The organism is Janthinobacterium sp. GW821-FHT03A03, assembly GCF_059421435.1.
Genome location: NZ_JBWKUZ010000002.1, coordinates 399,931 through 422,299, shown reverse-complemented (window position 1 = coordinate 422,299; position 22,369 = coordinate 399,931). Strand labels below are relative to the sequence as shown.

Sequence of the window (22,369 nt, the reverse complement as noted above, 5' to 3'; positions counted from 1 at the left end):
CGGCGTCACGCCCCGATATGCAGCCCCAGGCTGGCCAGCTTGCCGAAATCGACGGGCTTGGCGAAATGTTCATCGAAACCGGCCTGCATGGCGGCCTGGCGGTCGTGTTCCTGGCCATAGCCGGTCAGCGCCACCAGCCGGAAGTGCTGCGGGATCGGCAGCTGGCGCAGCTTGACGGCCACTTCGTAGCCATTCATGTCGGGCAGGCCGATGTCGAGGAAGACGATGTCGGGCCGGAATTCCAGCGTGCGCTGCGTGGCCTGGCCGCCCGTGTAGGCCGTGCACACTGTGTGGCCGTAGATTTCCAGCAGCTCGGCCAGGGTGTCGGCCGCGTCGCAGTTGTCGTCGACGACGAGGATGCGCTGGCTGCTGCCGGCGTCCTGCGGCGCGGCGGCGGGCACGGGCAGCGGCACGTTGGCGTCGAGCGGCAGATGGACTTCAAAGGTGCTGCCCAGGCCCACGCCGGGGCTGCGCACGCTGACCTGGCCGCCGTGCAGCTGCACCAGGTTGCGCACCAGCGACAGGCCGATGCCCAGGCCGTCCTGCACCCGGTCGGGAGAGTGCCCGCTCTGCGCGAACAGGCCGAAGATGCTGTCGATGCTGGCGGCGTCGATGCCGATGCCGTTGTCGCTGAGGCGGATGCGCACGCCGTCGCCGTCGCGTTCGGCGCTAACGACGATGCGTCCGCCCGGCGCCGTGAACTTGGCCGCGTTGAGCAGCAGGTTGGCGACGATCTGCGACAGGCGCACGGCGTCGCCGCTGACCCACAATTCTTCCACGGGCAGATTCACGTCGAGCGCATGGCCGCGCGCCGCGATGCTGTGCGAACTGGTTTCGACGGCGCTGCGGATGACGCTGGCCAGGCTGACGCTTTCCCACTGCAGCGAAATCTTGCCCTGCGAAATGCGCGACACGTCGAGCAGGTCGTCCACCAGGCGCACCAGGTGGTCCGTGTGGCGGGCGATGGTGCGGCGCGCATTGTCCTGCATGGCCGGCACGACGGGGTCGAGCTTGCACAGCAGGGCCAGCGCCGTGCGGATGGGGCCCAGCGGATTGCGCAATTCGTGCGCCAGGGTGGCCAGGAATTCATCCTTGCGGCGGTCGACGTCGCGCAGCGCGCGCTCCACCTTGCCCAGGCGCAGCAGCGCCTTGACGTTGGCGATCAGTTCATCGGCCTCGATCGGCTCGACCAGGTAGTTGTCGGCGCCGCCGTCGAGGGCGCGGATCTTGTCGGCCGTGCCGATGCACGAGGCCGACGTCTGCAGCACCAGGATGGTGTTCGTGTCGGCTCCGCCCTTCAATTGGCGGCATACCTCCAGGCCGTTGATGTCGGGCAGCTTGACGTCGAGCAGGATCAGGTTCGGGCGCTCCTGGCGGGCGCGCAGCAGCGCGTCGCCGCCGTTCGACGCTTCGATCACCTTGAAGCCGGCGCGCGTGAGGATGCGCGACTTGGCGTAGCGTGCGCCGTCGCTGTCATCGACGTTGAGGATCAGAGCATCGCTGTTGTTATCCGGTAGCATGCGCATTATCCCAGTTGGTTGTGCCTTGCGGCGTGTCCGGCGCTTGCCGGTTGTTTGTGTGGCCCAGCAGGGCGCGCAGGGTCGACAGCAGCTGCTGGCGCAGCAGGGGCTTGACGTAATACGCGTCCGCGCCCAGCGCCAGGCCCTTGCGCTTGTCGTCGATTTCGGTGGCGATGATGACGGGCACCTGGCGCCGCTGCGGGTCGTTTTTCAGTTCGGCCAGCCAGTGCCATGCATTTTCGCCGTGCAGCAGGATGTCGAGGATGACGGCGGCCGGCCGTTGCTGCTCCCAGCGCTCCTGCGCCTCGCGCACGCTGCGCGCGGCCACCACGCGAAACTCGCTGGCGGCCAGGAATTTTTCATACAGCAGGCGCACGGGCGGGTTGTCTTCCACCACCAGCACGGGAATGCGCTGGTCGTTGCCGTTGTCGTTGGCCGGCGCGCTGGGCGGCAGGCTGCCCTCGGGCGCGTGGTAGTGCGTCGGCAGGACCACGGAAAACAGCGATCCCTTGCCCGGCGTGCTTTCCACGGCCACCGTGCCGTTGAGCAGGGCCGCCAGGTTGCGGCACAGGGGCAGGCCCAGGCCCGTGCCCTTGACCTTGCGCTGCATGTGGTTTTCCACCTGGCTGAATTCCTCGAAGATCAGCTGCACGTCCTCGGCGCCGATGCCCAGCCCCGTGTCGGAGACGGAAAAGCGGATCGCATCCTGTTCCGGCAGGGGCGTGGCGCTGACGATGATGGCGCCGGCCTCGGTGAACTTGAGGGCGTTGGAGATGAAGTTGCGCAGGATTTGCGACAGCTTGCCTTCGTCCGTATGGATCTGCAGGGCCGGATCGGGGGCGATGAAGGTGAGGGCGAGCGACTCGGATACCAGCAGCGGGCGCAGCATGCCCCGCAGGGCGCTGAACAGGTCGGCCACCTGGAAGCTGTTGGCGTGCACGTCGACCTTGCCCGCCTCGATCTTGGCCAGGTCCAGCAAGTCGTTGACCAGGTCGCTCAGGCTGACGGCGCCCTGCAGGATGAACAGCACCTGCTTTTCCTGTTCCTCGGACAGTTCGCCGTCCACCCGGTCGAGCAGCAGCTTGGACAGGGCGCGGATGGAGCTGAGCGGCGTGCGGAATTCATGGCTCATGTTCGACAGGAAGCGCGATTTCATCTGGTCGGCGCGGCGCAGGTGGTCGGCCTTTTCGTCCAGTTCCGCGTACAGCGCCACCACGCCCCGGTTGGTGTCTTCCAGTTCGCGCGTCAGCTGCAGCAAATCGTCCTGGCGCGTCTTCAGTTCGGCCAGGGTGGCCAGCAGCTCGCGGTTCTGCTGCTGCACTTCGGCCAGCGTGATGTCCGGCGGCAGCGCCTGCAGGCTGCCGCCCAGCGCGCCGATGCTCTGGCCGTCGAGCAGGGGCGCGTCGCGGGGGAACAGCTTTTGCAAGGTGATCTGCGTGCCTGCGCCCGGCGCGCTGTCGATGTGGAAGCGGTCCATCAGGCGCTGTGCGCCGAGGATGCCCAGGCCCATGCCCGTGGGCGAGCGGTAGCTGCCGGCCAGGATGTGCTGCAACTGCGGCGCGGCGATGCCCGGTCCCTGGTCCTCGATGCGGATGGTGAACACCTGCGGCGCCGTCTGCCCGTCGATGGCGAAGTGGATCTTGCCGCTGCCCGCGTAGTTGTAGACGTTGCGCGCCAGTTCCGATACGGCCGTGGCGATGCGTACCTGGTCCTGCACGCCGAAGCCGCACAGGCCGGCGATCTGCCGCGCGCGCTGGCGGGCGCCGACGACATCGAGTTCGCTGGCGATATTGGCGGTCAATATGCGTTGTGTCATGGCGTGTCGTTCCTTTCCGCACCGGCATGCCGGTGCTCCTCGTGCTCGCGCAGCACCACCACCGTGACGTCGTCGCGCCCGCGAGCGAAATCGCGGTACAGCGCGGCGGCGACCAGGCTGGGGTGGCATTGCGCCAGGCCCGGATACTGTTCCAGGTCCCAGCGCGTGTGCAGGCCGTCCGAATGCATGATCAGGGTCGTGCCCGGCTGCCACGGGTGGCGGAATTCCTGCAGCTTGCGCAGATTGCTGCCGACGATGCCGTTATGCGACAGCAGGTGCCGGCGCTGGTGGGCGTCGAAGGCGCAGGCGGCGATGTTGCCCACGCCGCAGTAGCGCAGTTCGCGGCGCGCGCTGTCGATGTGCGCCACGGCCAAGGCCGCGCCGCGCGTGGCCCGCAGGGCGCCGTGCGCCAGCTCGATGAAGGGCGCGGGCAGGGGCGGCAGGCCGGGCGTGCTGTTTTCGAGCAGGGCGCTGGCCGTTTCCGACGCCCTGGCCGCCAGCGGGCCGTGGCCCAGGCCGTCGGCCACCATCAGGCTCAGTTCATGGCCTTCGCAGACGACGTTCCAGGCGTCGCCGCAGACCTGTTCCGACGCCAGCGGCAGGCAGACGGCGCCGATCTGCCAGTTCGGGCTGGGGGGAATGGCGCTGCTGGCGTGCGGTCCCCACACCACCATCATCAGCAAGGTGCCCTTGCCGGGCGCCGTGTACAGGTCGAATTCCTGGCTCAGGCGCCGCATCGCGCCCAGGCCCACGCCATACGTGCCTGTGGTGGAATGGCCGTCCTGCATGTGCTGGCGCACGTTGCCGATGCCGGGGCCGCTGTCGATGGCCAGCACCTCGACGCCGCTGGTGCCGCCGCGCAGCACCTTGCGCAGCAGGATTTCGCCGCGCCGCGCATGCTTGACGATGTTGGTGGCCGCCTCGCTGATGAGGATGGCCAGCTGGCCCGCGCGCACGTCGTCGAAGCCGATGCGGCGCGCCAGCTCGTTGCCGGCACGGCGCGCCGCGGCGATTTCGCTCGGTTCGCCGATGGGGAAGCTTCTTTGCCTGAGGATGTCAGGCGGTGGTTCCAGGTGGTTCAAAACAGCTTCCATTTCGCGATGGTGACGGTGGTGCCCGAGCCGGGTGCCGTGTCGATGTGAAAGGCGTCGGCCAGGCGCTTGGCGCCGCCCAGCCCCAGTCCCAGCCCGCCGCCGCTGGTGTAGCCATCGGACAGGGCCAGGGAAATATCGTCGATGCCGGGGCCCGCATCGACAAAACTCAGCTCCAGCCCCTGGCGCACGCCTTCATGCACGCGCACGATGCGCGCCTCGCCGCCGCCGCCGTAGCGCAGGGTGTTGCGCGCCAGTTCGCTGGCCGCCGTGATGATCTTTGTCTGTTCGATCAGGCCAAAACCCATGGCGACCATGCTGTCGCGCACCTGCCGGCGCAGGCGCACGACGTCTTCATCGCTGAGCAGGGGCAGCACCTGCGCCCCTTCCCGTGCCGTGGCGCTGGACGGCTGCCAGGCGGGACTTAATCCCACAGGCTGCCCCGTTCCAGCAGCTTGATGCCCTGTTCCACATTCAGCGCCGTGCTCACGCCGTCCAGGGTCAGCCCCAGCTCCACCAGGGTGATGGCGACGGCGGGCTGCATGCCGACCACCACCGTGTGCGCGTCGAGGATTTTCGCCATGGCCGCCGTGTTGCTGATCATGCGGCCGATAAAGGAGTCGACGATGTCGAGCGCGGAAATGTCGATCAGCACGCCCGTGGCGCGGTCCTTGACGATGCGCGTGGTCAAGTCGTCCTGCAGGGTCATCGCCAGGCGGTCATGCATGTCCACCTGTATCGTCACCAGCAACAGCCGGCCCATGCGTAAAATGGGGATTCTTTCCATAGGCGCCTCAGTGTTGCTGCTGCTGGTAGGTGATGGTGGAACCCGTGCGTTTCAGGGCCACGACGAAGGCGTCGGCCAGCGTGGCCTTGGTGATCACGTCCTCCAGGTTCACGCCCAGGTGCACGATGGTTTGCGCGATCTGCGGGCGGATGCCGCTGATGATGCAGTCGGCGCCCATCAGGCGCGCCGCGGCGATGGTTTTCAGCAGGTGCTGCGCCACCAGCGTGTCGACGGTGGGCACGCCCGTGATGTCGATGATGGCGATCAGGGCGCCCGTATCGACGATCTTTTGCAGCAGGCTTTCCATCACCACCTGCGTGCGGGCGCTGTCGAGGGTGCCGATCAGGGGCAGGGCCAGCACGTTTTGCCACAGCTGCACCACGGGCGTGGACAGTTCCAGCAACTCCTGCTGCTGGCGCAGGATCACCTGCTCGCGCGCCTTCTGGTAGATGGCGATGGTGAGCAGTCCCAGTTCGTCGAACAGCTTGCTGGTGGCGACGATGGCGTCGCCCAGCTGCTCGGGCTGCGCCGTGATTTCCTTGCGCAGATAGGCGAACAGCGGCTCCTTGAGCGCAAAGACGAAGCTGGCCGTGTCGATCGGCGAATAGCCCTGGCGCACGCGCGACTGCGACATTTCGCTGAGCAGCTGGCGCGTATCGTCCCAGGCGTTTCCTTCGATATCGAAGGCGTCGCCGCTTTCCAGCGCGCGCGCCAGCAGGGGCAGGAATTGCGCGGCCTGCTGGCGCAGCTCGTTTTCCGCGATCTTGTCGCGCCGCACCAGGCGGGAAATCAGGTCCGCCATCCAGCCTTCCAGCAATTGCTCGTGGTGCTGGCCGATGATGGCGGCCAGCTGTTGCGTCTGGCCCATGCCGTTCTTGTCGTTCTTGTTGTTTTTCATGTTCATCCTTGACGGGGTGGTGGCGCCGGGCGGGCTGCCTTGCGCCGCATGCGCAGGTGGCCAGGTCCGGTCTGTCGATAGGAAATTATAGGCAGGCATGGCCATTTGTTTATGTTCTCTGACGCACATAATGGCCCAGCTCAATCAACATTCCTGTAGGCAACTTCACGGATTAAAGATGTATGTAGTTTGCATGTTTAAGCGAATTCCGCTACACTGCAGCCACTCCATCAGAGAAGAACGCCATGAATATCGACAAATTCAAGCAGCAGCACCTGGCCATCCTGGCCGCCATCGATGACTTGCGCCAGCTGGCGCGCGCCGGCGTCGCGCCGCAGGCGGCGGCCATCGCCGAACAGATCGTTGCCATGAGCGGCTTGATCAAGCTGCACCTGGCCGTCGAGCAGCGCTACCTGTACCCGGCAGCGCAGGCCTGCGGCGTGGCCACGGTGGTCAGCCTGGGACGCCGGTATGAAAGCGAGATGGACGGCATCGCCGGCGCCTACCTGGACTTCGCCGGCCGCTGGAACACCCCGGTGCGCCTGGAAGCCGAACCCGACGCCTTCCGCAGCGAAGCCAACACCGTGCTGCACGCGCTGTACCAGCGCATGCGGCGCGAGGATCACGAACTGTATCCGGCCATGGAAGCGCTCTAGGCTGCCCGCACTTCCCAACCTTTTTCTTACATCAAATTCAGACAGGAATGCCACATGCTGACCCCAGAACAACGCGCCATCGTCACGGCCACCGTCCCCATCCTCGAGCGGGGCGGCGAAGCGCTGACCCGCCATTTCTACAAGAACCTGTTCCGCGACCATCCTGAAGTGTTGCCGTACTTTAATCAGGCGCACCAGCACAGCGGCGACCAGCAGCGGGCGCTGGCCAATGGCGTGTTGATGTACGCCAAACATATCGACCAGCTGGAAGCGCTGGGCGAGCTGGTCTCGACCATCGTCAACAAGCACGTGGCGCTGCAGATCCGCGCCGAACACTATCCGCTGGTGGGCGCCAGCCTGCTGCGGGCCATCCGCGAAGTGCTGGGCGAAGAGGTGGCCAGCGACGCCGTCATCGACGCCTGGGGCGCGGGCTACGGCCAGCTGGCCGGCATCCTGGCCGGCGAGGAAGGGCGCATCTACAAGGCGCAAGCGGCCGCGCCGGGCGGCTGGAGCGGCGCGCGCGACTTTGTAGTGCGCAGCAAGACGGTGGAAAGCGACGAGATCACGTCCTTCCTGCTGGCGCCCGCCGATGGCCAGCCCGTGCTCGACTTTGCGCCAGGTCAATATATCGGCGTGGTGGCCACCGTCGACGGCGTGCCCATGCGACGCCAGTATTCGCTGTCCGCCGCCAGCAATGGCCAGACTTACCGCATCAGCATCAAGCGCGAGCAGGGCGGCAAGGTGTCCAATTTCTTCCATGACCAGGTGCAGGCGGGTGACACCGTACAGCTGACGCCGCCGTCGGGCGACTTCGTGCTGCAGGACGGCGACAAGCCGCTGGTGCTGATCAGCGGCGGCGTGGGCATCACGCCGACCCTGGCCATGCTGACGGCGGCCCTGCGCGGCAAGCGCCCCGTGCATTTCATCCACGCGGCGCGCCACCATGGCGTGCATGCGTTCCGCGCGCACATTGACGCGCTGGCGGCGCAGCATCCGCAGCTCAAGCGTTACTACTGCTACGCGGAACACGCCGGCGCGCCGGACGCCGCCGCGCCGGACGCCGTCGGCCTGCTCGACAAGGACAGCCTGGGCAGCTGGCTGCCCGAATCGCGCGATGTCGATGCGTATTTCCTCGGACCGCAGCCGTTCATGCGCGCCATGAAAGGCTATCTGCGCGAACTGGGCGTGCCGGAAGCGCAGACCCATTATGAATTCTTCGGCCCCGCCTCCGCGCTGAACTGATGTTGCTGAAAGCCATGTGTTGCCCTGGCGAGAAAAAAAACGCGCCGTAAGGGGCGGGTAAGGCTGGCCCCGTATTGTGAAAGCAAGCTCGAAAAGAAAAGAGCAGGTTTTTACATAACGGAGGCAACACCATGCATGACGATCTGGTACAAAAACTCAAGAGCGACCCCAATTATCATCGACTGGTCAGGGTGCGCTCGCGCTTCGGCTGGGCCCTGACGGGCCTGATGATGCTGGTGTACTACGGCTATATCCTGCTGATCGCGTTCGACAAGGAATTTCTTGCCGCCAAAACCGGCGCGGGCGTGATGACCTGGGGCATGCCGATCGGCCTGTTCGTCATCGTGTTTACCGTGGTGATCACCGGCATCTACGTGCGCCGCGCCAACAAGCAGTTCGACGACCTGACGCAAGCCATTCAAGCGCGGGTGCAGGCATGAACGGCGCCCCTTTGACGCAACGCAAGCTTCCCTGCCTGGCAGCCCTGGCCTTGCTGGCGGCCGCCAGCAACAGCGCGCTGGCGGCCGGCGCCGACCTGGGCCAGGCAGTCAAGCAGCCCACCAACTGGACGGCCATCATCATGTTCGCCGTCTTCGTCATCTTTACCCTGTTCGTCACCAAGTGGGCGGCCAAGAAGACCAAGTCGGCGTCCGATTTCTATACGGCCGGCGGCGGCATCACGGGCTTCCAGAACGGCCTGGCCATCGCCGGCGACTATATGTCGGCCGCATCGTTTCTCGGCATTTCCGCCGCCGTCTTCTTGAACGGCTATGACGGCCTGATCTACGCCATCGGCTTTCTCGTCGGCTGGCCCGTCATCACCTTTTTGATGGCCGAGCGCCTGCGCAACCTGGGCCGCTACACTTTTGCCGACGTGGCCGCCTACCGCTTCAAGCAGGCGCCGATCCGCATTTTTTCGGCCTCCGGCACCCTCGTCGTCGTGGCCTTCTACCTGATCGCGCAGATGGTGGGCGCGGGCCAGCTGATCAAGCTGCTGTTCGGCCTCGAATACTGGATCGCCGTCGTGCTGGTCGGTACCCTGATGATGATCTACGTGCTGTTCGGCGGCATGACGGCCACCACCTGGGTGCAGATCATCAAGGCCGTGATGCTGCTGGGCGGCGCCACCTTCATGGCCGTGGCCGTGCTGGCGCAGTTCAACTTCAGCCCGGAAGCGCTGTTCGCCAAATCCGTGGACGTACACGCCACCAAGGAAGCCATCATGGGCCCCGGTTCCTTCATCAAGGACCCGATCTCGGCCATCTCGTTCGGCATGGCGCTGATGTTCGGCACGGCCGGCTTGCCGCACATCCTCATGCGTTTCTTCACGGTGCCAAGCGCCAAGGAAGCGCGCAAGTCCGTGTTCTGGGCCACCACCTGGATCGCCTATTTCTACATTCTGACCTTTATCATCGGCTTTGGCGCCATCGTGCTGGTGAGCACCAATCCCGAGTTCAAGGATGCAGCCGGTAAATTGCTGGGCGGTAACAACATGGCGGCCGTGCACCTGGCCAAGGCCGTGGGCGGCAACGTCTTCCTCGGCTTCATGTCTGCGGTCGCGTTTGCCACCATCCTGGCCGTCGTGGCCGGTCTGACCCTGTCGGGCGCGTCGGCCGTGTCGCACGACCTGTACGCCACCGTCATCAAGAAGGGCAAGGCCACGGGCGCCAGCGAACTGAAAGTGTCGCGCGTGACGACGATCGTGCTGGGCATCATCGCCGTGGTGCTGGGCATCGCTTTTGAAAAGCAGAACATCGCCTTCATGGTGTCGCTGGCCTTCGCCATTGCCGCCTCGGCCAACTTCCCCGTGCTGTTCATGTCGGTGCTGTGGAAAGACTGCACCACGCGGGGCGCCACCATCGGCGGCTTCCTCGGTTTGATCACGGCCGTTGCGCTGACGGTGGTGTCGAAGTCCGTGTGGGTTGACGTGCTCGGTCATGGCGAAGCGCTGTTCCCGTACGCCTCGCCGGCGCTGTTCTCGATGACGGCGGGCTTCGTCGGCATCTGGCTGTTCTCGGTGCTCGACAGGAGCCCGCGCGCGCGCATCGACCGCGCCGGCTACGAAGCGCAGCAAATGCGTTCGGAGACGGGCATCGGCGCGGCAGGCGCCAGCGCACATTGATGTTGTAGGTCATTACTGCAGGAAACAATGCCCGGTTCGCCGGGCATTGTTGTTTTTGGCACGCGCTTACCTGACCCTTACTTGGCCACGCGCAAGGGAATCACGCCCGCCGCCAGCGCCGGCACGCCCGGCGCCGCTTCGAGTATCGAGGCCAGCGTTACCGTGTCGAGCACGGCCAGGAAGGCCGCCGTGGCCTGGCCCAGCTTGGCCTTCAGCAGGCAATCGGGCGTCAGCGGGCAGGTATTATTGTCTTTGTTGAAACATTCGGCCATGAAGAAATCACTTTCCGTCTCGCGCACGACCGTGCCGATATTGATCTCTGCCGGGTCGCGCGCCAGGCGCAGGCCGCCATTTCTCCCGCGCACGGTTTCCACGATGCCTGACAGGCCTAGCTGGTGCACCACCTTCATCAGGTGATTTTTCGAGATCGCATGCAGGTCGGCGATGTCCTGGATGGTGACGAGGCGGTCGCGGTGCACGCCCAGGTACATCAGCGTGCGCAGGGTGTAATCGGTATAGGCGGTCAGGCGCATGGGGCGTATGGTTAGTGAACATGTGGATTACATGCCTGTTTCAAGACGCCAGCATACAGCAAAAGCGGGCCAGCACCGCCGCTTGCCTGTGCACGGGGCCGTCACTTTCCTGCATGGAAAGACAAAAGTTGATTGCCTTTCGTTCAAATGCGTAGTAAATTTTCATATTGTTGCCCTGATAAACAGCTTGTCTGCCCTGTAAAGCCCTTGGAGCATGAATTTGATTGATTGAAATCAAGAGGATGGTGAAACAATAAGGTAAATTTACTACAAATCGGATGATGGGCGTTTCCCGGGCCGGGAAGCGCGTACTACGCAATCTGTGCGGTGCCGGCGTGGCCGCCCCAGGAAATGAATACCATGCAAATGAATGAAGTGAAAGACGAGCTGCTGAGCAGCGATATCCGCCAGCTGGGCCGTCTGCTGGGCGACGCCATCCGCAACCACCTGGGCGACCCCGCCTTCGAGCGCATCGAGCACGTGCGCCAGCTGGCCATCCGTTTCCGCCGCGACAATGATCAGGATGCCCGCGCGCAGCTGTCGGATGCGCTGCAAGCGCTGTCGCAGGAAGAAACCACGCAATTGACGCGCGCCTTCAGCTATTTCTCGCTGCTGGCCAATATTGCGGAAGATCAGCACCACATCCGCCGCACGCGCGCCCATTTGATCGCCGGTTCGCCGCCGCGCCAGGGCAGTCTCAGCCATGCCGTCGGCAATGTGTTCGACGCGGACAAGGCCGATGCCCTGGAAACCTTCTTCGAAGATGCTTTCGTCAGCCCCGTCTTCACGGCCCATCCGACGGAAGTGCAGCGCAAGAGCATCCAGAATTGCCAGATGGCCATCGCCCGCCTGTTGAGCGAGCGCGACCGCGTGCAAATGACGCCCGAGGAAGCCGAGCAGAACGAAGAAGCGCTGGGCCGCGGCATCGTCACCCTGTGGCAAACGCGCCTGTTGCGCACGAGCAAACTGTCCGTCATGGATGAGGTGGCCAATGGCCTGTCATTCTACGACCACACGATCCTGCGCGAATTGCCAAAACTATATTCCTCACTGGAAACCATGCTGGCCCAGCGCGACGCCCGCTGGGAAGATGCGGAATTGCCCAATTTCATGAAAGTGGGCAGCTGGATAGGCGGCGACCGCGACGGCAACCCCTTCGTCACGGCCGACATCCTGCGCAGCACCCTGCAGACGCAGGCCGACAAGGTGCTCGACTTTTACCTCGGCGAATTGCGCAAGCTCGCTTCGCAACTGTCGCTGGCGCAAATCCTGAACGCCTGCAGCGAGCCGCTGCGCGCGCTGGCCGAGCGCTCGGCCGACGCCTCGCCGCACCGGGTCGACGAGCCGTACCGCCGCGCCCTGCACGGCATCCATGCGCGCCTGGACGTCACGCGCGTGGTGTTGTCTGGCAAGGGCAAGCAGGCCGACGGCGTGCAGCCCTACGCGACGGCCGCCGAACTGCTGGCCGACCTGGACGTGGTCCAGCATTCGCTCGTCAGCAATGGCTTGCGTTCGCTGGCGCGGGGCCGCCTGCGCCAGCTGCGCCGCGCCGTCAAGGTGTTCGGCTTTTCGCTGGCGCCGCTGGACTTGCGCCAGAATTCCGACGTGCACGAGCGCGTCGTGGGCGAACTGTTCGCCGGCGCCCAGCCGGGCCTCGTCTACCTGGACCTCGATGAAGAGCAGCGCATCGCCTTGCTGCTGGCCGAGCTGGAGTCGCCGCGCCTGCTGGCGTCGCCGTATGCGCAGTACTCGGAAGAAACAACGTCCGAGCTCGACATCTTCCGCGCCGTGCGCGACGCCCATGTCAAATACGGCCGCGAATCGGTGCCGAACTGCATCATCTCGAAGGCGGCCAGCGTCTCGGACTTGCTGGAAGTGGCCTTGCTGCTCAAGGAAGTGGGCTTGCTGCGCCAGGACAGCCGCGCAGCGGACGTCAACATCATTCCCCTGTTCGAAACGATAGACGACTTGCGCGCCGGCCCCGCCATCATGGCGCGCGCCTTCGGCTTGCCGTTCTACCGGGGCTTGCTGGCCTCGCGCGCGGACCAGCAGGAAGTCATGCTCGGCTATTCCGACAGCAACAAGGACGGCGGCTTCTTGACCTCCGGCTGGGAACTCTACAAGGCCGAGATCGAGCTGGTGACGGTGTTCAAGCAATACCAGATCAAGCTGCGTTTGTTCCACGGCCGCGGCGGCTCCGTCGGCCGCGGCGGCGGACCGAGCTACGAAGCCATCCTGGCCCAGCCGGCCGGCGCCGTGCAGGGCCAGATCCGGCTGACGGAGCAGGGCGAAGTCATCACGGCCAAGTATGCGAACCCGGAAGTAGGGCGCCGCAACCTGGAAGTGCTGGTGGCCGCCACCATCCAGTCGACCCTGCTGCCGCAGGCGCAGCTGCAGCCGAAGGCGTCGGCCGGCGCGGGCCATTTGGCCGCCATGGAAGAGCTGTCCGGCACGGCTTTGAACGCCTACCGCGACCTCGTCTACGGCACCGAGGGCTTTGAACAGTATTTCTGGGAATCGACGGTGATCGCGGAAATTGCCGCGCTGAACATCGGCAGCCGTCCCGCCTCGCGCAAGAAATCGACCTCGATCGAGGATTTGCGCGCCATTCCCTGGGTCCTGAGCTGGGCCCAATGCCGCTTGATGCTGCCGGGCTGGTTCGGTTTCGGTTCCGCCGTGCAAGCCTACCTGGCCGCCCATCCGGCCGATGGCGCGGACGTGCTGCGCGGCATGTACACGGACTGGCCCTTCTTCACGTCATTGCTGTCGAACATGGATATGGTGCTGGCCAAGAGCGACATCGCCATCGCCGGCAAGTATGCGGAACTCGTCAAGGATAAAACCTTGCGCGACGCCATCTTCACCCGCATCCGCGCCGAATACGCGGCCACGCTGGACGCCCTGAAGCTGATCACGGGCCAGGAAGAGTTGCAGCAGGCCAACCCGCTGATGCAGCGCTCCATACGCAACCGTTTCCCGTATATCGACCCGCTCAATCACGTGCAGGTGGAACTGCTGAAACGTTTCCGTGAAGGTAAGCAGGATGCGGCGGCCCGCACGGGCATTCATTTGTCGATCAATGGGATTGCGGCTGGCTTGCGCAATAGCGGTTAATGAAATCAAGCCCAACAGCGAGGGCTGGGGTCGTTCACTGCGTGATCGGAATGCGCCCCACTGGGGCGTATTCCCCCTCAGGGTACGACCCCGGTACTTGCACTTGGGTTGGCTTTACGAACTCAGTAGAAAACAACAAGGAGACAGCATGACCATCAAAGTTGCCATCAATGGCTATGGCCGCATCGGCCGCAATGTCTTGCGCGCGTTTTATGAAGGCGGCAAGCAGCAGGATATCGAAATCGTCGCCATCAACGACCTGGGCGACGCCAAGTCGAATGCGCATCTGACGCGCTACGACACGGTGCACGGCAAGTTTCCCGGCGTCGTCACCATCGATGGCGAGAACATGCTCGTCAACGGCGACCGCATCCGCGTCTTCGCGCAGCGCGACCCGGCGCTGATCCCTTGGGGCGAGCTGGGCGTCGACGTCGTGCTCGAATGCACGGGTTTCTTCACCACCAAGGAAAAAGCCTCGGCCCACCTGAAGGGCGGCGCAAAGAAAGTCATCATTTCCGCGCCGGGCGGCAAGGACGTGGACGCCACCATCGTGTTCGGCGTCAACCAGCATGTCTTGAAGGCATCGGACACGGTCATTTCCAACGCGTCGTGCACGACGAATTGCCTCGCGCCACTGGTAAAACCGCTCAACGACGCCATCGGCATCGAATCTGGCCTGATGACCACCGTGCACGCCTACACGAACGACCAGGTACTCTCCGACGTGATGCATGAAGACTTGCGCCGCGCCCGCTCGGCCACGCATTCGATGATTCCCACCAAGACGGGTGCGGCGGCTGCCGTCGGCCTGGTCTTGCCGGAACTGAATGGCAAGCTCGATGGCTTTGCCGTGCGCGTGCCGACCATCAACGTCTCCTTGGTCGATCTGTCCTTCATCGCCAAGCGCGATACGACGGTGGAAGAGGTGAATGCCTTGCTGAAAGCGGCGTCGGAAGGCGCGCTGAAGGGTATTTTGACGTACCAGACGGAACCGCTCGTTTCCATCGATTTCAACCATAACCCGGCCTCGTCGAACTTCGATGCGACCCTGACCAAGGTCTCGGGCCGCCTCGTGAAAGTGTCGTCGTGGTACGACAACGAGTGGGGCTTCTCGAACCGCATGCTCGACACCACGGTCGCCCTGATGGCGGCCAAGTAAGAAGAACCAGCGCTGATCCAGCGCACCAGGACGGCCGGCCCACAAGGCCGGCCCTTGCAGCAGCACGAACTTTATAGAAAGCAGCACACCATGACCATGCAAGTACAGCAACGCGCCACCAAGATCGTTTCCACCATCGGCCCCGCCTCGAACGATATCGACACCCTGGTCCGCATGTTCAAGGCCGGCGTCGACGTCGTGCGCCTGAACTTCTCGCATGGCAAGGCGCAGGACCATATCGACCGCGCCCGCATGGTGCGTGAAGCGGCAGCGCTGTGCGGCCGCGAAGTGGCCATCATGGCCGACTTGCAAGGCCCGAAGATTCGCGTCGGCAAGTTTGAAGAAGGCAAGATTTTCCTGGAAAACGGCGCTGCCTTCATCCTCGACGCCAAGTGGGGTGAAAACGGCGAACTGGGTAATATCGAGCGCTGCGGCCTCGACTACAAGGAATTGCCGCGCGACTTGCGCGCCGCTGACGTATTGTTGCTCAACGATGGACTCATCGTCTTGACGGTGGACAAGGTCGTCGGCAGCGAAATCCACACGACCGTGAAAATCGGCGGCGAGTTGTCGAACAACAAGGGCATCAACCGCCAGGGCGGCGGCCTGTCCGCGCCAGCCCTGACGGCCAAGGACATGGAAGACGTGAAGACGGCGATGAGTTTCCAGGCCGATTACGTGGCCGTGTCCTTCCCGAAAAACGCCACCGACATGGTCATGGCGCGCCAGCTGGCCAATATCGCCGGCGAAGCGTGGGACCACAAGCCGATGATGATCGCCAAGATCGAACGGGCGGAAGCCATTCCTGCCCTGCAAGAGATTTTGGATGCCTCGGACGGCATCATGGTGGCGCGCGGCGACCTGGCCGTGGAAGTGGGCAATGCGGCCGTGCCGGCTTTGCAGAAGCGCATGATCAAGATGGCGCGCGCGTCGAACAAGCTTGCCATTACGGCAACGCAGATGATGGAATCGATGATCGTCAACGCCGTGCCGACGCGCGCGGAAGTGTCGGACGTGGCCAATGCCGTGCTCGATGGCACGGACGCCGTCATGACGTCGGCGGAAACGGCCTCGGGCCGCTATCCGATCGAAACGGTGGAAGCCATGGCCGCCATCTGCCTGGACGCGGAAAAATGGGATACCTGCAAGCTGGACGCCGATTTCCTCAACGCCACATTCACCCGCATCGACCAGTCTATCGCCTATGGCGCCCTGTTTACGGCCCACCACCTGCGCGTCAAGGCCATTGCCACCCTGACGGAATCGGGCTCCACGGCCCTGTGGATGAGCCGTTGCAACATCGACATCCCCATCGTCGCGCTGACCCCCAGCGTGGGCACGCGCCGCAAGCTGGCCCTGTACCGCAACGTCAGCACGGTGGAACTGACGTCGGGCACGGACCGCGACAAGGTCTTGCAGCAGGCGGAAGACTTGCTGCTGGAACATAAAGTCGTGGCCAAGGGCGACACCGTCGTGCTGACCTGGGGCGAGCCGATGGGCAAGGTGGGCGGCACGAACGCGCTGAAGATCATGAAGATCGGCCAGCACTGACCGTATTGCTGGCCATATCACCGGCCGGCAGCCGCCTGCAGCCTTAAGAATGGCTGAAAGACAGGCCGTTGGCCGCCCAGCGCAATGGCAGATGCCCAATCTGCCATTGCGCTGGCCGCATTTCCGTGTCAGCATGGTTTTCCTGCCTGCCAGGGCGCATCCGGAGTGCATGATGACTGAATACTTGCCTGCCTTGATCTGGTCGCTGTCGGCCTTCGCCTGCCTCTTCATTGCCAAGCGCCGCTCCTTGAAGACCACGGCTGTGCGGGCCGTTCTGGTAACTTTGCTGGGGCCGCTTGCCATTCCCTTCGCGCTGGCCGCAAAACCGGATCAACACAAGCTGGCCTGACTCAGGCGCCGCTAGACGTGCGGCCGGTACGCTTGTCCCTTTGCTATATTTTCACCTTCACGAAGAGCCTGTAGATGGATCGCCAGGCGCCGCGCTGAAACAACGGTTTCCTAAGACAGGCAGGCGCCGGCATTGACGCCGGCGGCAATGATTTGTGATAATGAGAATTATTATCAATTGAGTCGCTTGCCTCGCGGCCGGCCGTCATCGTGGCCGCGCCTTGCCTTGAGCGCATCGGAGTCCCTAGTGAACATTGCGCCATCCGGCGAATCGATCGCAGTTATTTACAGCAATCACCACGGCTGGCTGATGCGCTGGCTGCGCGCCAAGCTGCAATGCGCCGACCATGCGGCCGACCTGGCGCAGGATACCTTCGTGCGCCTGCTGGCGGCGCCGCCCGAGGGCCGGCAGAGCCTGCGCGAACCGCGCGCCTATCTGACCACCGTGGCGCAGCGCCTGCTGATCGACCATTACCGCCGCCTGTCGCTGGAGCAGGCGTGGCTGGAAACCCTGGCGCAGCAGCCCGATCTGCTGATGCAGTCGCCGGAAGAGCGTTTGCTGGTATTGGAGACCTTGCAGCGCATCGACGCGATGCTCGACGGCTTGCCGCCGCTGGTGCGCAGCGCTTTTTTGCTGGCCCATGTCGACGGCATGGCGTACGGGGAAATCGCCCGGCGCCTGGCCGTGAGCGAGCGCAGCATCAAGCGCTACATGGTGCAGGCATTCGAGCGCTGCATCCTCCTGATCCTGTGAACGCCGCCATCGACCCGCGTGCCGCGCGCGCGGCGGCGCAATGGCTGGTGCGCCTGCACGGGGGACCCTTGAACGTTGACGAACAGCAAGCGTTCCAGGACTGGCGCGCCAGCGATCCCGCGCACGCAGCGGCCTGGCAGCGGGCCGAGCTCGTGTGCGGCACCCTGGCCAGCGTGCCCCCCGCGCTGCGCCAGACGGCGGAGGCGGCGCCGCAGTCGCCGCAGCGGCGCGCCGTGCTCTACGGCCTGGCCGGGCTGATCGCGGCCGGCCCGGCGCTGTGGCTGGCCAGCGAATCGGCGCCCTGGCAGGCGTGGCGCGCTGCCATCCGCACGGCCAGGGGCGAAATCCGTCACATGACATTACCCGACGGCACGCAACTGGTACTCAATACGGACACGGCCATCGACGTGCATTTTGACGGCGCGGCGCGGCTGGTGGTCCTGCATGCGGGCGAACTGCATGTTGCCACGGCGCACGACGGGGCCGTGCCGGCGCGTCCGTTCTTCGTGCGCAGCAGCAATGGCGCCGTGCGCGCGCTGGGCACGCAATTTAGCGTGCGCCGTGCCGGCAGCGTACTGGCGCCGCGCACGCAGGTGAGCGTCAGCGAGGGTGCCGTCGAGATCGCGCCATCGCAGGCGCCGGGCGCCTTGCGCAGGCTCAATGCGGGCCGGCAGGGCAGTTTCGATGACGTGAGCGTTTCTCCCTTGACGCCGCTGGCGCCCCATGCGGATGCCTGGCTGCGGGGCGTGCTGATCGCCGAGCGCATGCCGCTGGGCGAGGTGCTGGAACAGGTGGCGCGCTACCGCTATGGCGTGCTGCGCTGCGATCCGGCCCTCGCTGCCATGCCCGTGGACGGCATCTTCCAGTTGCAGGACCCGGACAAGATCCTGCTGTTGCTGCAACGCGCCTTGCCGATCCGGCTGGCGCGCCGCACGCGCTACTGGATCAGCATCGAGGCGGCGTAAGCCGCCAAGCGCCGTCATGTGCATTTCCCCTGTCCCTTTTTTCGGATTGCTTCGTCATACAAGGTAGAGAACGAACAATCCGAACCATCGAAAGGGTCTACATGGCTGTGCAGCACCGCTTATTTTCACCGTGGACGCCACCCGCGCTCCATCCCACCGCCGGCGCCGTGCGCGCCGCGCTGGCCGTGTTCCTCGCCATGGGCGCCGCTGGCGCCACTTTGCCGCAAATGGCGCTGGCGGCCGAGGCCAGCCCCGCCGCCACCGTGCGCGAGTACCGCGTTCCCGCCGGCAGCCTGCGCGAGGCGCTGGCCTCGTTTGCCGTCGCCGCCGGCGTGAACCTGTCGACGCAGGGCGTGGCCCTCGACGGCCTGGCGACGCCTGGCTTGCAGGGCCGCCATGGCGTCATGGCCGGTTTGCAGACGTTGCTGCAAGGCAGCGGCCTCGAAGTGGCGGAAGGCGGCAAGGGCAATTACCTGTTGCGAAAAATCAAGACCAGCACGGCCGATGGCGGCCTGGCCAGCATGCCTGCCGTGGTCGTCAGCGCCGAGGCGGACCGCGCCACGGAAGGCACGGGCTTGTACACGGCGCGCGCCATGTCGACGGCCACGGGGCTGAACCTGTCGCAGCGCCACACGCCGCAAACGGTCAGCGTCATTTCGCGCCAGCAGATGGAGGATTTCGAACTGACCACCTTGCAGGACGTGGCGCGCGCCACGCCGGGTATCTACGGCAAGACGCAGGGCGTGTCCGAGCAGGAAACCACATACTTTGCGCGCGGCTTTGCCTTGAGCCACGTCAATGTCGACGGCTTGCCGCTCGATGTCACGGGTTTTAATGAGCGCAACGTCTCGGCCGACATGCTGATGTACGACCGCGTGGAAGTGGTGCGCGGCGCCACGGGCCTGATGGAAGGGGCGGGCGCGCCGTCGGGCAGCATCAACATGATACGCAAGCGCCCCACGGCCACGCCCCTGCTGAACGCGTCCGCCCACGTGGGAAGCTGGAAGGACAAACAAGGGACGGTGGACGCCAGCAATGCCCTGAACGCCTCGGGCAGCGTGCGCGGCAGGGTGGCGGCCGGCTGGCGCGACAGCGACAGTTTCGTCGACGTGGTGGGCAACAGGAACGGCACCGTGTATGCGATTCTGGAGGCGGACCTGACGCCGTCGACCACGGCCGGCATCGGCTTTTCGCGCCAGCACAGCCGCACCGACGGCGTGTTCGTCGGCTTGCCGACCTTGCCCGATGGCCGCCACATGGACTTGCCCCGCTCGGCCTTCCTGAACAATGCCGACTCGTTCCAGAAGCGCGACAACAACGTCGTCTTCGCCGACCTGGAAACGCAGCTGGAGAAGGGCTGGCGCAGCCGCTTTGCCATCACGCATATCGACGCATCTTCATCGACGCGCAACACCACCAACAGCCGCATCGAGGGTGAGATATATCAATTGAACCAGTCGGAAACGGGCTGGAAGTACAACACACAACAGGTGGTGGCGGACTGGCGCCTGAGCGGCCCCGTTAGCTGGTTCGGCCGCCGGCATGACGTGATCGTCGGCGCCAGCTACCGTCATGACGATTCGGACGCGGGCCAGAGCTGGGAGGGCGCGGGCACGCGCGTGATCGACATCCGCAGCTGGAATCCGTATGCCTACCCGATGCGCGGCACGGCGTTCGAGCCCTACAACTGGGGCCGCAAGACGGACGAAAAGGGCCTGTATGCGGCCGGCAACTTCAGCCTGGCCGATCCGCTGCGCCTGGTGCTGGGCGGGCGCTTCGGCTGGTATGCGCAGGACGTCACGGGCTGGTACTCGACCAATCCCGTCTGGCGCCGCGACCTGACGGAAAGCGCGAAATTTACGCCGTATGCGGGCATTGTTTATGATGTGGATCAACATCATTCCGTGTATGTGAGCGGCACGCAGATCTTCCAGCCGCAAAGCGTGCTCGATGTACAGGGCAATACCTTGCCGCCGCTGAGCGGCACCAACCTGGAACTGGGCGTCAAGGGGGAGTATTTCGGCGGCAGGCTCAACGCCAGCGGCGCCCTGTTCCGCATCAAGCAGAATAACCGCGCCATGGCCGACGAAGTCAATTGTCCGACGGGCGGCGCCATCTATTGCGCCCGCGCGGCCGGGAAAGTGCAGAGCGAAGGCATCGACTTGCAACTCTCGGGCTCGCCGTTGCCGGGCTGGCAGATCGCGGGCGGCTACACCTATGTGCTGGCCAAGTACACGCAGGACAGCGTGGCGGCGAATATCGGCCAGCGCATCGCCACGGACGAGCCGAAGCAGTTGTTCAAGCTGTACACGACTGTGCAGCTGAGCGGCAGCCTGGCGCGCTGGAACCTGGGCGCCTCGGTGTACGCGCAGGACAAGATCTACCGCCGCGACACGGCTTACCTGACGCAACAGGGCGGCTACGCCATCGTCGGCCTGACGGCCGGCTACCGCCTCAGCAAGCAGCTGCAGCTGCGCGTGAACGTCGACAACGTGCTCGATCGCCGCTACTACCAGGGACTCGGCTATGCCTGGTCGGGCGGCCTGGAGCGCTACGGCGCGCCGCGCAGCGTGCTGGTCTCGCTGAACTACAAGATGTAGCCATTGCGCCAGCAGAGCGCGCCCGGCCGGGCGCCTCTGCTACACTGCCGCCGTTCCCATTTTTTACTGTTCCCATGACCGCCACACACCTCCTCACGCCCCTGAAAAGCGCTTTCCAGCAATCGCGCGCCGAGAATAACATCGAGCTGATCCTGCCTGAACTGCTGGCTGCGCACTTGCACGTCGTCATCGGCGGGCAAAGCGAGCAGATCGACCTGTTCCTCGTGCCGTCGCCGAACCCGGAGCGCCAGTGCGTGACGGTGGCGGAAGACCCGGACTTCCTGGCCGGCATCGCATTTCCAAAGATTCCCGTGACGGGCGCGCAACTGATCGCGTCGATTCCCGCCGAGATCGAAATCGTCATCCTGCATGGCGACGGCGCCAATTACCTGACGCGCGAGCAGCTGGCGTGGTTCCGCCGCATGCTGGCACAGAACGCTTGAGCGGCATTCCAGCCAGGCCTTGCAAGCCGGCGCGCGCCGAATGGATACGCTTTGCGCCGGCCGACGATGCCAGCGCCCAGGCGGCGATGATGGCCAATCTGCGCCCCGTGCTGTGGCGCAGCGTGCTGCTGGGCGGCTGCGCGCTGATTCTCGCCTTTGTCGGGCAAGCCGTCTGGCGCGATATGCCGTATGCGGGCGAGGCAGTGTTGTTCGGTCCGCTGGCGCTGGCCGCCTGGATGGCGGGCCTGGTGCTGTTTCCCGGACGCGCTTTGCTCTTTCATGTGGAACTTGGCGATGCGGGCCTGTTGCTGCGGCGCCATGCGCGGCGCCTGCCCGGCTGGGATAAAAGCGTGCAGCTGGAGTTGGCGCAGCTGCAGCGGCTGGAAGTGGTCACGTATGGGGGCGCATTGCAGGTCTATCGGACCCCGGCACCGCTGGCGCGCGTGGAGCTGCTGCTCTACACGACCTTGGGGGATTGTCCGCTGATCCGCGTGGTGGGCCTGAACTTGCCCGTGCCGCAGCGCTGGTCCTTGTGCCAGATCAAGGGGGAGCTTCTCCGCCGTTGTAAGCTGGCCGGTATCCCTGTCAGTGAGACGTTCGGGCCGCTGAGCCAGCAAGCCGAGGCCATCCGCGCGCGCTGGCCGCAGGCGTAGGCGGGCATTGTCGCATCGCCGCTGCAATAAATATCAGTTTTGATAACTGTATTGCTGAAGTCCTATGAATAGTTTCGCAAAGCAACTATACTTGTGACTCTCTAAAAAAATCATCGT

At 64.7% G+C, this 22,369-nt stretch carries 20 protein-coding genes; 13 read left to right on the top strand and 7 right to left on the bottom strand.

What is annotated here, in order from left to right; genetic code table 11:
• Window positions 1-5: 5 nt before the first annotated feature.
• Genes AC07VI_RS08535 through AC07VI_RS08510 form a run of 6 tightly spaced genes read right to left on the bottom strand, consistent with a single transcriptional unit; the run spans window position 6 to window position 6,112 of the window.
• Window positions 6-1,520, bottom strand: coding sequence for an ATP-binding response regulator (locus AC07VI_RS08535; RefSeq protein WP_086145448.1), 1,515 nt, complete (start codon window positions 1,518-1,520; stop codon window positions 6-8).
• A complete protein-coding gene (locus AC07VI_RS08530; RefSeq protein WP_099419749.1) occupies window positions 1,507-3,336 on the bottom strand; it encodes an ATP-binding protein in 1,830 nt (609 codons plus the stop codon). Before AC07VI_RS08530 ends, AC07VI_RS08535 begins: the two co-directional genes overlap by 14 nt.
• Window positions 3,333-4,418, bottom strand: coding sequence for an ATP-binding SpoIIE family protein phosphatase (locus AC07VI_RS08525; RefSeq protein WP_226935695.1), 1,086 nt, complete (start codon window positions 4,416-4,418; stop codon window positions 3,333-3,335). The genes AC07VI_RS08530 and AC07VI_RS08525 overlap by 4 nt, the downstream gene beginning before the upstream one ends.
• Window positions 4,415-4,804 carry an anti-sigma regulatory factor gene (locus AC07VI_RS08520; protein ID WP_492996331.1) on the bottom strand — a complete coding sequence of 130 codons (390 nt, stop codon included), beginning with the start codon at window positions 4,802-4,804 and terminating at the stop codon, window positions 4,415-4,417. Before AC07VI_RS08520 ends, AC07VI_RS08525 begins: the two co-directional genes overlap by 4 nt.
• Before the next feature lie 47 nt (window positions 4,805-4,851).
• Window positions 4,852-5,214 (bottom strand): STAS domain-containing protein, encoded by a 363-nt coding sequence (locus AC07VI_RS08515; protein WP_086145404.1) that lies wholly within the window; start codon window positions 5,212-5,214, stop codon window positions 4,852-4,854.
• A 7-nt stretch (window positions 5,215-5,221) separates the two neighbouring features.
• A complete protein-coding gene (locus AC07VI_RS08510; RefSeq protein ID WP_492994405.1) occupies window positions 5,222-6,112 on the bottom strand; it encodes an STAS domain-containing protein in 891 nt (296 codons plus the stop codon).
• Between the two features lie 245 nt (window positions 6,113-6,357).
• Between AC07VI_RS08510 and AC07VI_RS08505 the strand changes: the two genes are divergently transcribed.
• The 4 genes from AC07VI_RS08505 (at window position 6,358) to AC07VI_RS08490 (ending at window position 10,132) form a co-directional block, all read left to right on the top strand.
• The gene (locus AC07VI_RS08505) at window positions 6,358-6,768 is read left to right on the top strand and encodes a hemerythrin domain-containing protein (protein ID WP_492994404.1); all 411 of its coding nucleotides are present in this window, start codon (window positions 6,358-6,360) and stop codon (window positions 6,766-6,768) included.
• Window positions 6,769-6,822: 54 nt separating this feature from the next.
• Complete coding sequence (hmpA, locus tag AC07VI_RS08500) at window positions 6,823-8,010, top strand: NO-inducible flavohemoprotein (RefSeq protein ID WP_492994403.1); 1,188 nt, start codon at window positions 6,823-6,825, stop codon at window positions 8,008-8,010.
• A gap of 131 nt (window positions 8,011-8,141) precedes the next feature.
• The gene (locus AC07VI_RS08495; RefSeq protein WP_086145401.1) at window positions 8,142-8,450 is read left to right on the top strand and encodes a DUF485 domain-containing protein; all 309 of its coding nucleotides are present in this window, start codon (window positions 8,142-8,144) and stop codon (window positions 8,448-8,450) included.
• Entirely contained in the window at window positions 8,447-10,132 is a 1,686-nt protein-coding gene (locus AC07VI_RS08490; RefSeq protein WP_086145400.1) for a cation acetate symporter, read from the top strand. Before AC07VI_RS08495 ends, AC07VI_RS08490 begins: the two co-directional genes overlap by 4 nt.
• Window positions 10,133-10,209: 77 nt before the next feature.
• On the opposite strand, the gene AC07VI_RS08485 is transcribed toward AC07VI_RS08490, so the two are convergent.
• Entirely contained in the window at window positions 10,210-10,665 is a 456-nt protein-coding gene (locus AC07VI_RS08485) for an RrF2 family transcriptional regulator (RefSeq protein ID WP_086145399.1), read from the bottom strand.
• A gap of 360 nt (window positions 10,666-11,025) precedes the next feature.
• Here AC07VI_RS08485 and ppc point away from each other — a divergent pair, with 360 nt between their 5' ends.
• The 9 genes from ppc (at window position 11,026) to AC07VI_RS08440 (ending at window position 22,252) form a co-directional block, all read left to right on the top strand.
• Window positions 11,026-13,779, top strand: a complete 2,754-nt coding sequence (gene ppc / locus AC07VI_RS08480; RefSeq protein ID WP_216356334.1) for a phosphoenolpyruvate carboxylase — start codon at window positions 11,026-11,028, stop codon at window positions 13,777-13,779.
• Window positions 13,780-13,927: 148 nt separating this feature from the next.
• A complete protein-coding gene (gap, locus tag AC07VI_RS08475; RefSeq protein ID WP_086145398.1) occupies window positions 13,928-14,938 on the top strand; it encodes a type I glyceraldehyde-3-phosphate dehydrogenase in 1,011 nt (336 codons plus the stop codon).
• Window positions 14,939-15,028: 90 nt separating this feature from the next.
• A complete protein-coding gene (gene pyk, locus AC07VI_RS08470; protein ID WP_086145397.1) occupies window positions 15,029-16,489 on the top strand; it encodes a pyruvate kinase in 1,461 nt (486 codons plus the stop codon).
• A 169-nt stretch (window positions 16,490-16,658) separates the two neighbouring features.
• Window positions 16,659-16,838: a hypothetical protein gene (locus AC07VI_RS08465; RefSeq protein ID WP_139842458.1), complete on the top strand. Its 180-nt coding sequence runs from the start codon at window positions 16,659-16,661 to the stop codon at window positions 16,836-16,838.
• Window positions 16,839-17,084: 246 nt separating this feature from the next.
• A complete protein-coding gene (locus AC07VI_RS08460; RefSeq protein ID WP_301178805.1) occupies window positions 17,085-17,591 on the top strand; it encodes a sigma-70 family RNA polymerase sigma factor in 507 nt (168 codons plus the stop codon).
• Complete coding sequence (locus AC07VI_RS08455) at window positions 17,588-18,556, top strand: FecR domain-containing protein (protein WP_492994401.1); 969 nt, start codon at window positions 17,588-17,590, stop codon at window positions 18,554-18,556. The genes AC07VI_RS08460 and AC07VI_RS08455 overlap by 4 nt, the downstream gene beginning before the upstream one ends.
• Before the next feature lie 101 nt (window positions 18,557-18,657).
• Window positions 18,658-21,156 (top strand): TonB-dependent siderophore receptor, encoded by a 2,499-nt coding sequence (locus tag AC07VI_RS08450; RefSeq protein WP_492994399.1) that lies wholly within the window; start codon window positions 18,658-18,660, stop codon window positions 21,154-21,156.
• Window positions 21,157-21,230: 74 nt separating this feature from the next.
• Window positions 21,231-21,599: a hypothetical protein gene (locus tag AC07VI_RS08445; protein WP_492994398.1), complete on the top strand. Its 369-nt coding sequence runs from the start codon at window positions 21,231-21,233 to the stop codon at window positions 21,597-21,599.
• A complete protein-coding gene (locus AC07VI_RS08440; RefSeq protein ID WP_086145392.1) occupies window positions 21,596-22,252 on the top strand; it encodes a hypothetical protein in 657 nt (218 codons plus the stop codon). The genes AC07VI_RS08445 and AC07VI_RS08440 overlap by 4 nt, the downstream gene beginning before the upstream one ends.
• Window positions 22,253-22,369: the final 117 nt, after the last annotated feature.

Coding starts and splice junctions, on each gene's coding strand:
- AC07VI_RS08465 (WP_139842458.1), top strand. CDS start 16,659: ATGATGACTGAATACTTGCCTGCCTTGATCTGGTCGCTGTCGGCCTTC.
- gap (WP_086145398.1), top strand. CDS start 13,928: ATGACCATCAAAGTTGCCATCAATGGCTATGGCCGCATCGGCCGCAAT.
- AC07VI_RS08485 (WP_086145399.1), bottom strand. CDS start 10,665: ATGCGCCTGACCGCCTATACCGATTACACCCTGCGCACGCTGATGTAC.
- AC07VI_RS08495 (WP_086145401.1), top strand. CDS start 8,142: ATGCATGACGATCTGGTACAAAAACTCAAGAGCGACCCCAATTATCAT.
- pyk (WP_086145397.1), top strand. CDS start 15,029: ATGACCATGCAAGTACAGCAACGCGCCACCAAGATCGTTTCCACCATC.
- AC07VI_RS08450 (WP_492994399.1), top strand. CDS start 18,658: ATGGCTGTGCAGCACCGCTTATTTTCACCGTGGACGCCACCCGCGCTC.
- AC07VI_RS08530 (WP_099419749.1), bottom strand. CDS start 3,336: ATGACACAACGCATATTGACCGCCAATATCGCCAGCGAACTCGATGTC.
- AC07VI_RS08535 (WP_086145448.1), bottom strand. CDS start 1,520: ATGCTACCGGATAACAACAGCGATGCTCTGATCCTCAACGTCGATGAC.
- AC07VI_RS08505 (WP_492994404.1), top strand. CDS start 6,358: ATGAATATCGACAAATTCAAGCAGCAGCACCTGGCCATCCTGGCCGCC.
- AC07VI_RS08515 (WP_086145404.1), bottom strand. CDS start 5,214: ATGGAAAGAATCCCCATTTTACGCATGGGCCGGCTGTTGCTGGTGACG.
- AC07VI_RS08490 (WP_086145400.1), top strand. CDS start 8,447: ATGAACGGCGCCCCTTTGACGCAACGCAAGCTTCCCTGCCTGGCAGCC.
- AC07VI_RS08445 (WP_492994398.1), top strand. CDS start 21,231: ATGACCGCCACACACCTCCTCACGCCCCTGAAAAGCGCTTTCCAGCAA.
- hmpA (WP_492994403.1), top strand. CDS start 6,823: ATGCTGACCCCAGAACAACGCGCCATCGTCACGGCCACCGTCCCCATC.
- AC07VI_RS08510 (WP_492994405.1), bottom strand. CDS start 6,112: ATGAAAAACAACAAGAACGACAAGAACGGCATGGGCCAGACGCAACAG.
- ppc (WP_216356334.1), top strand. CDS start 11,026: ATGCAAATGAATGAAGTGAAAGACGAGCTGCTGAGCAGCGATATCCGC.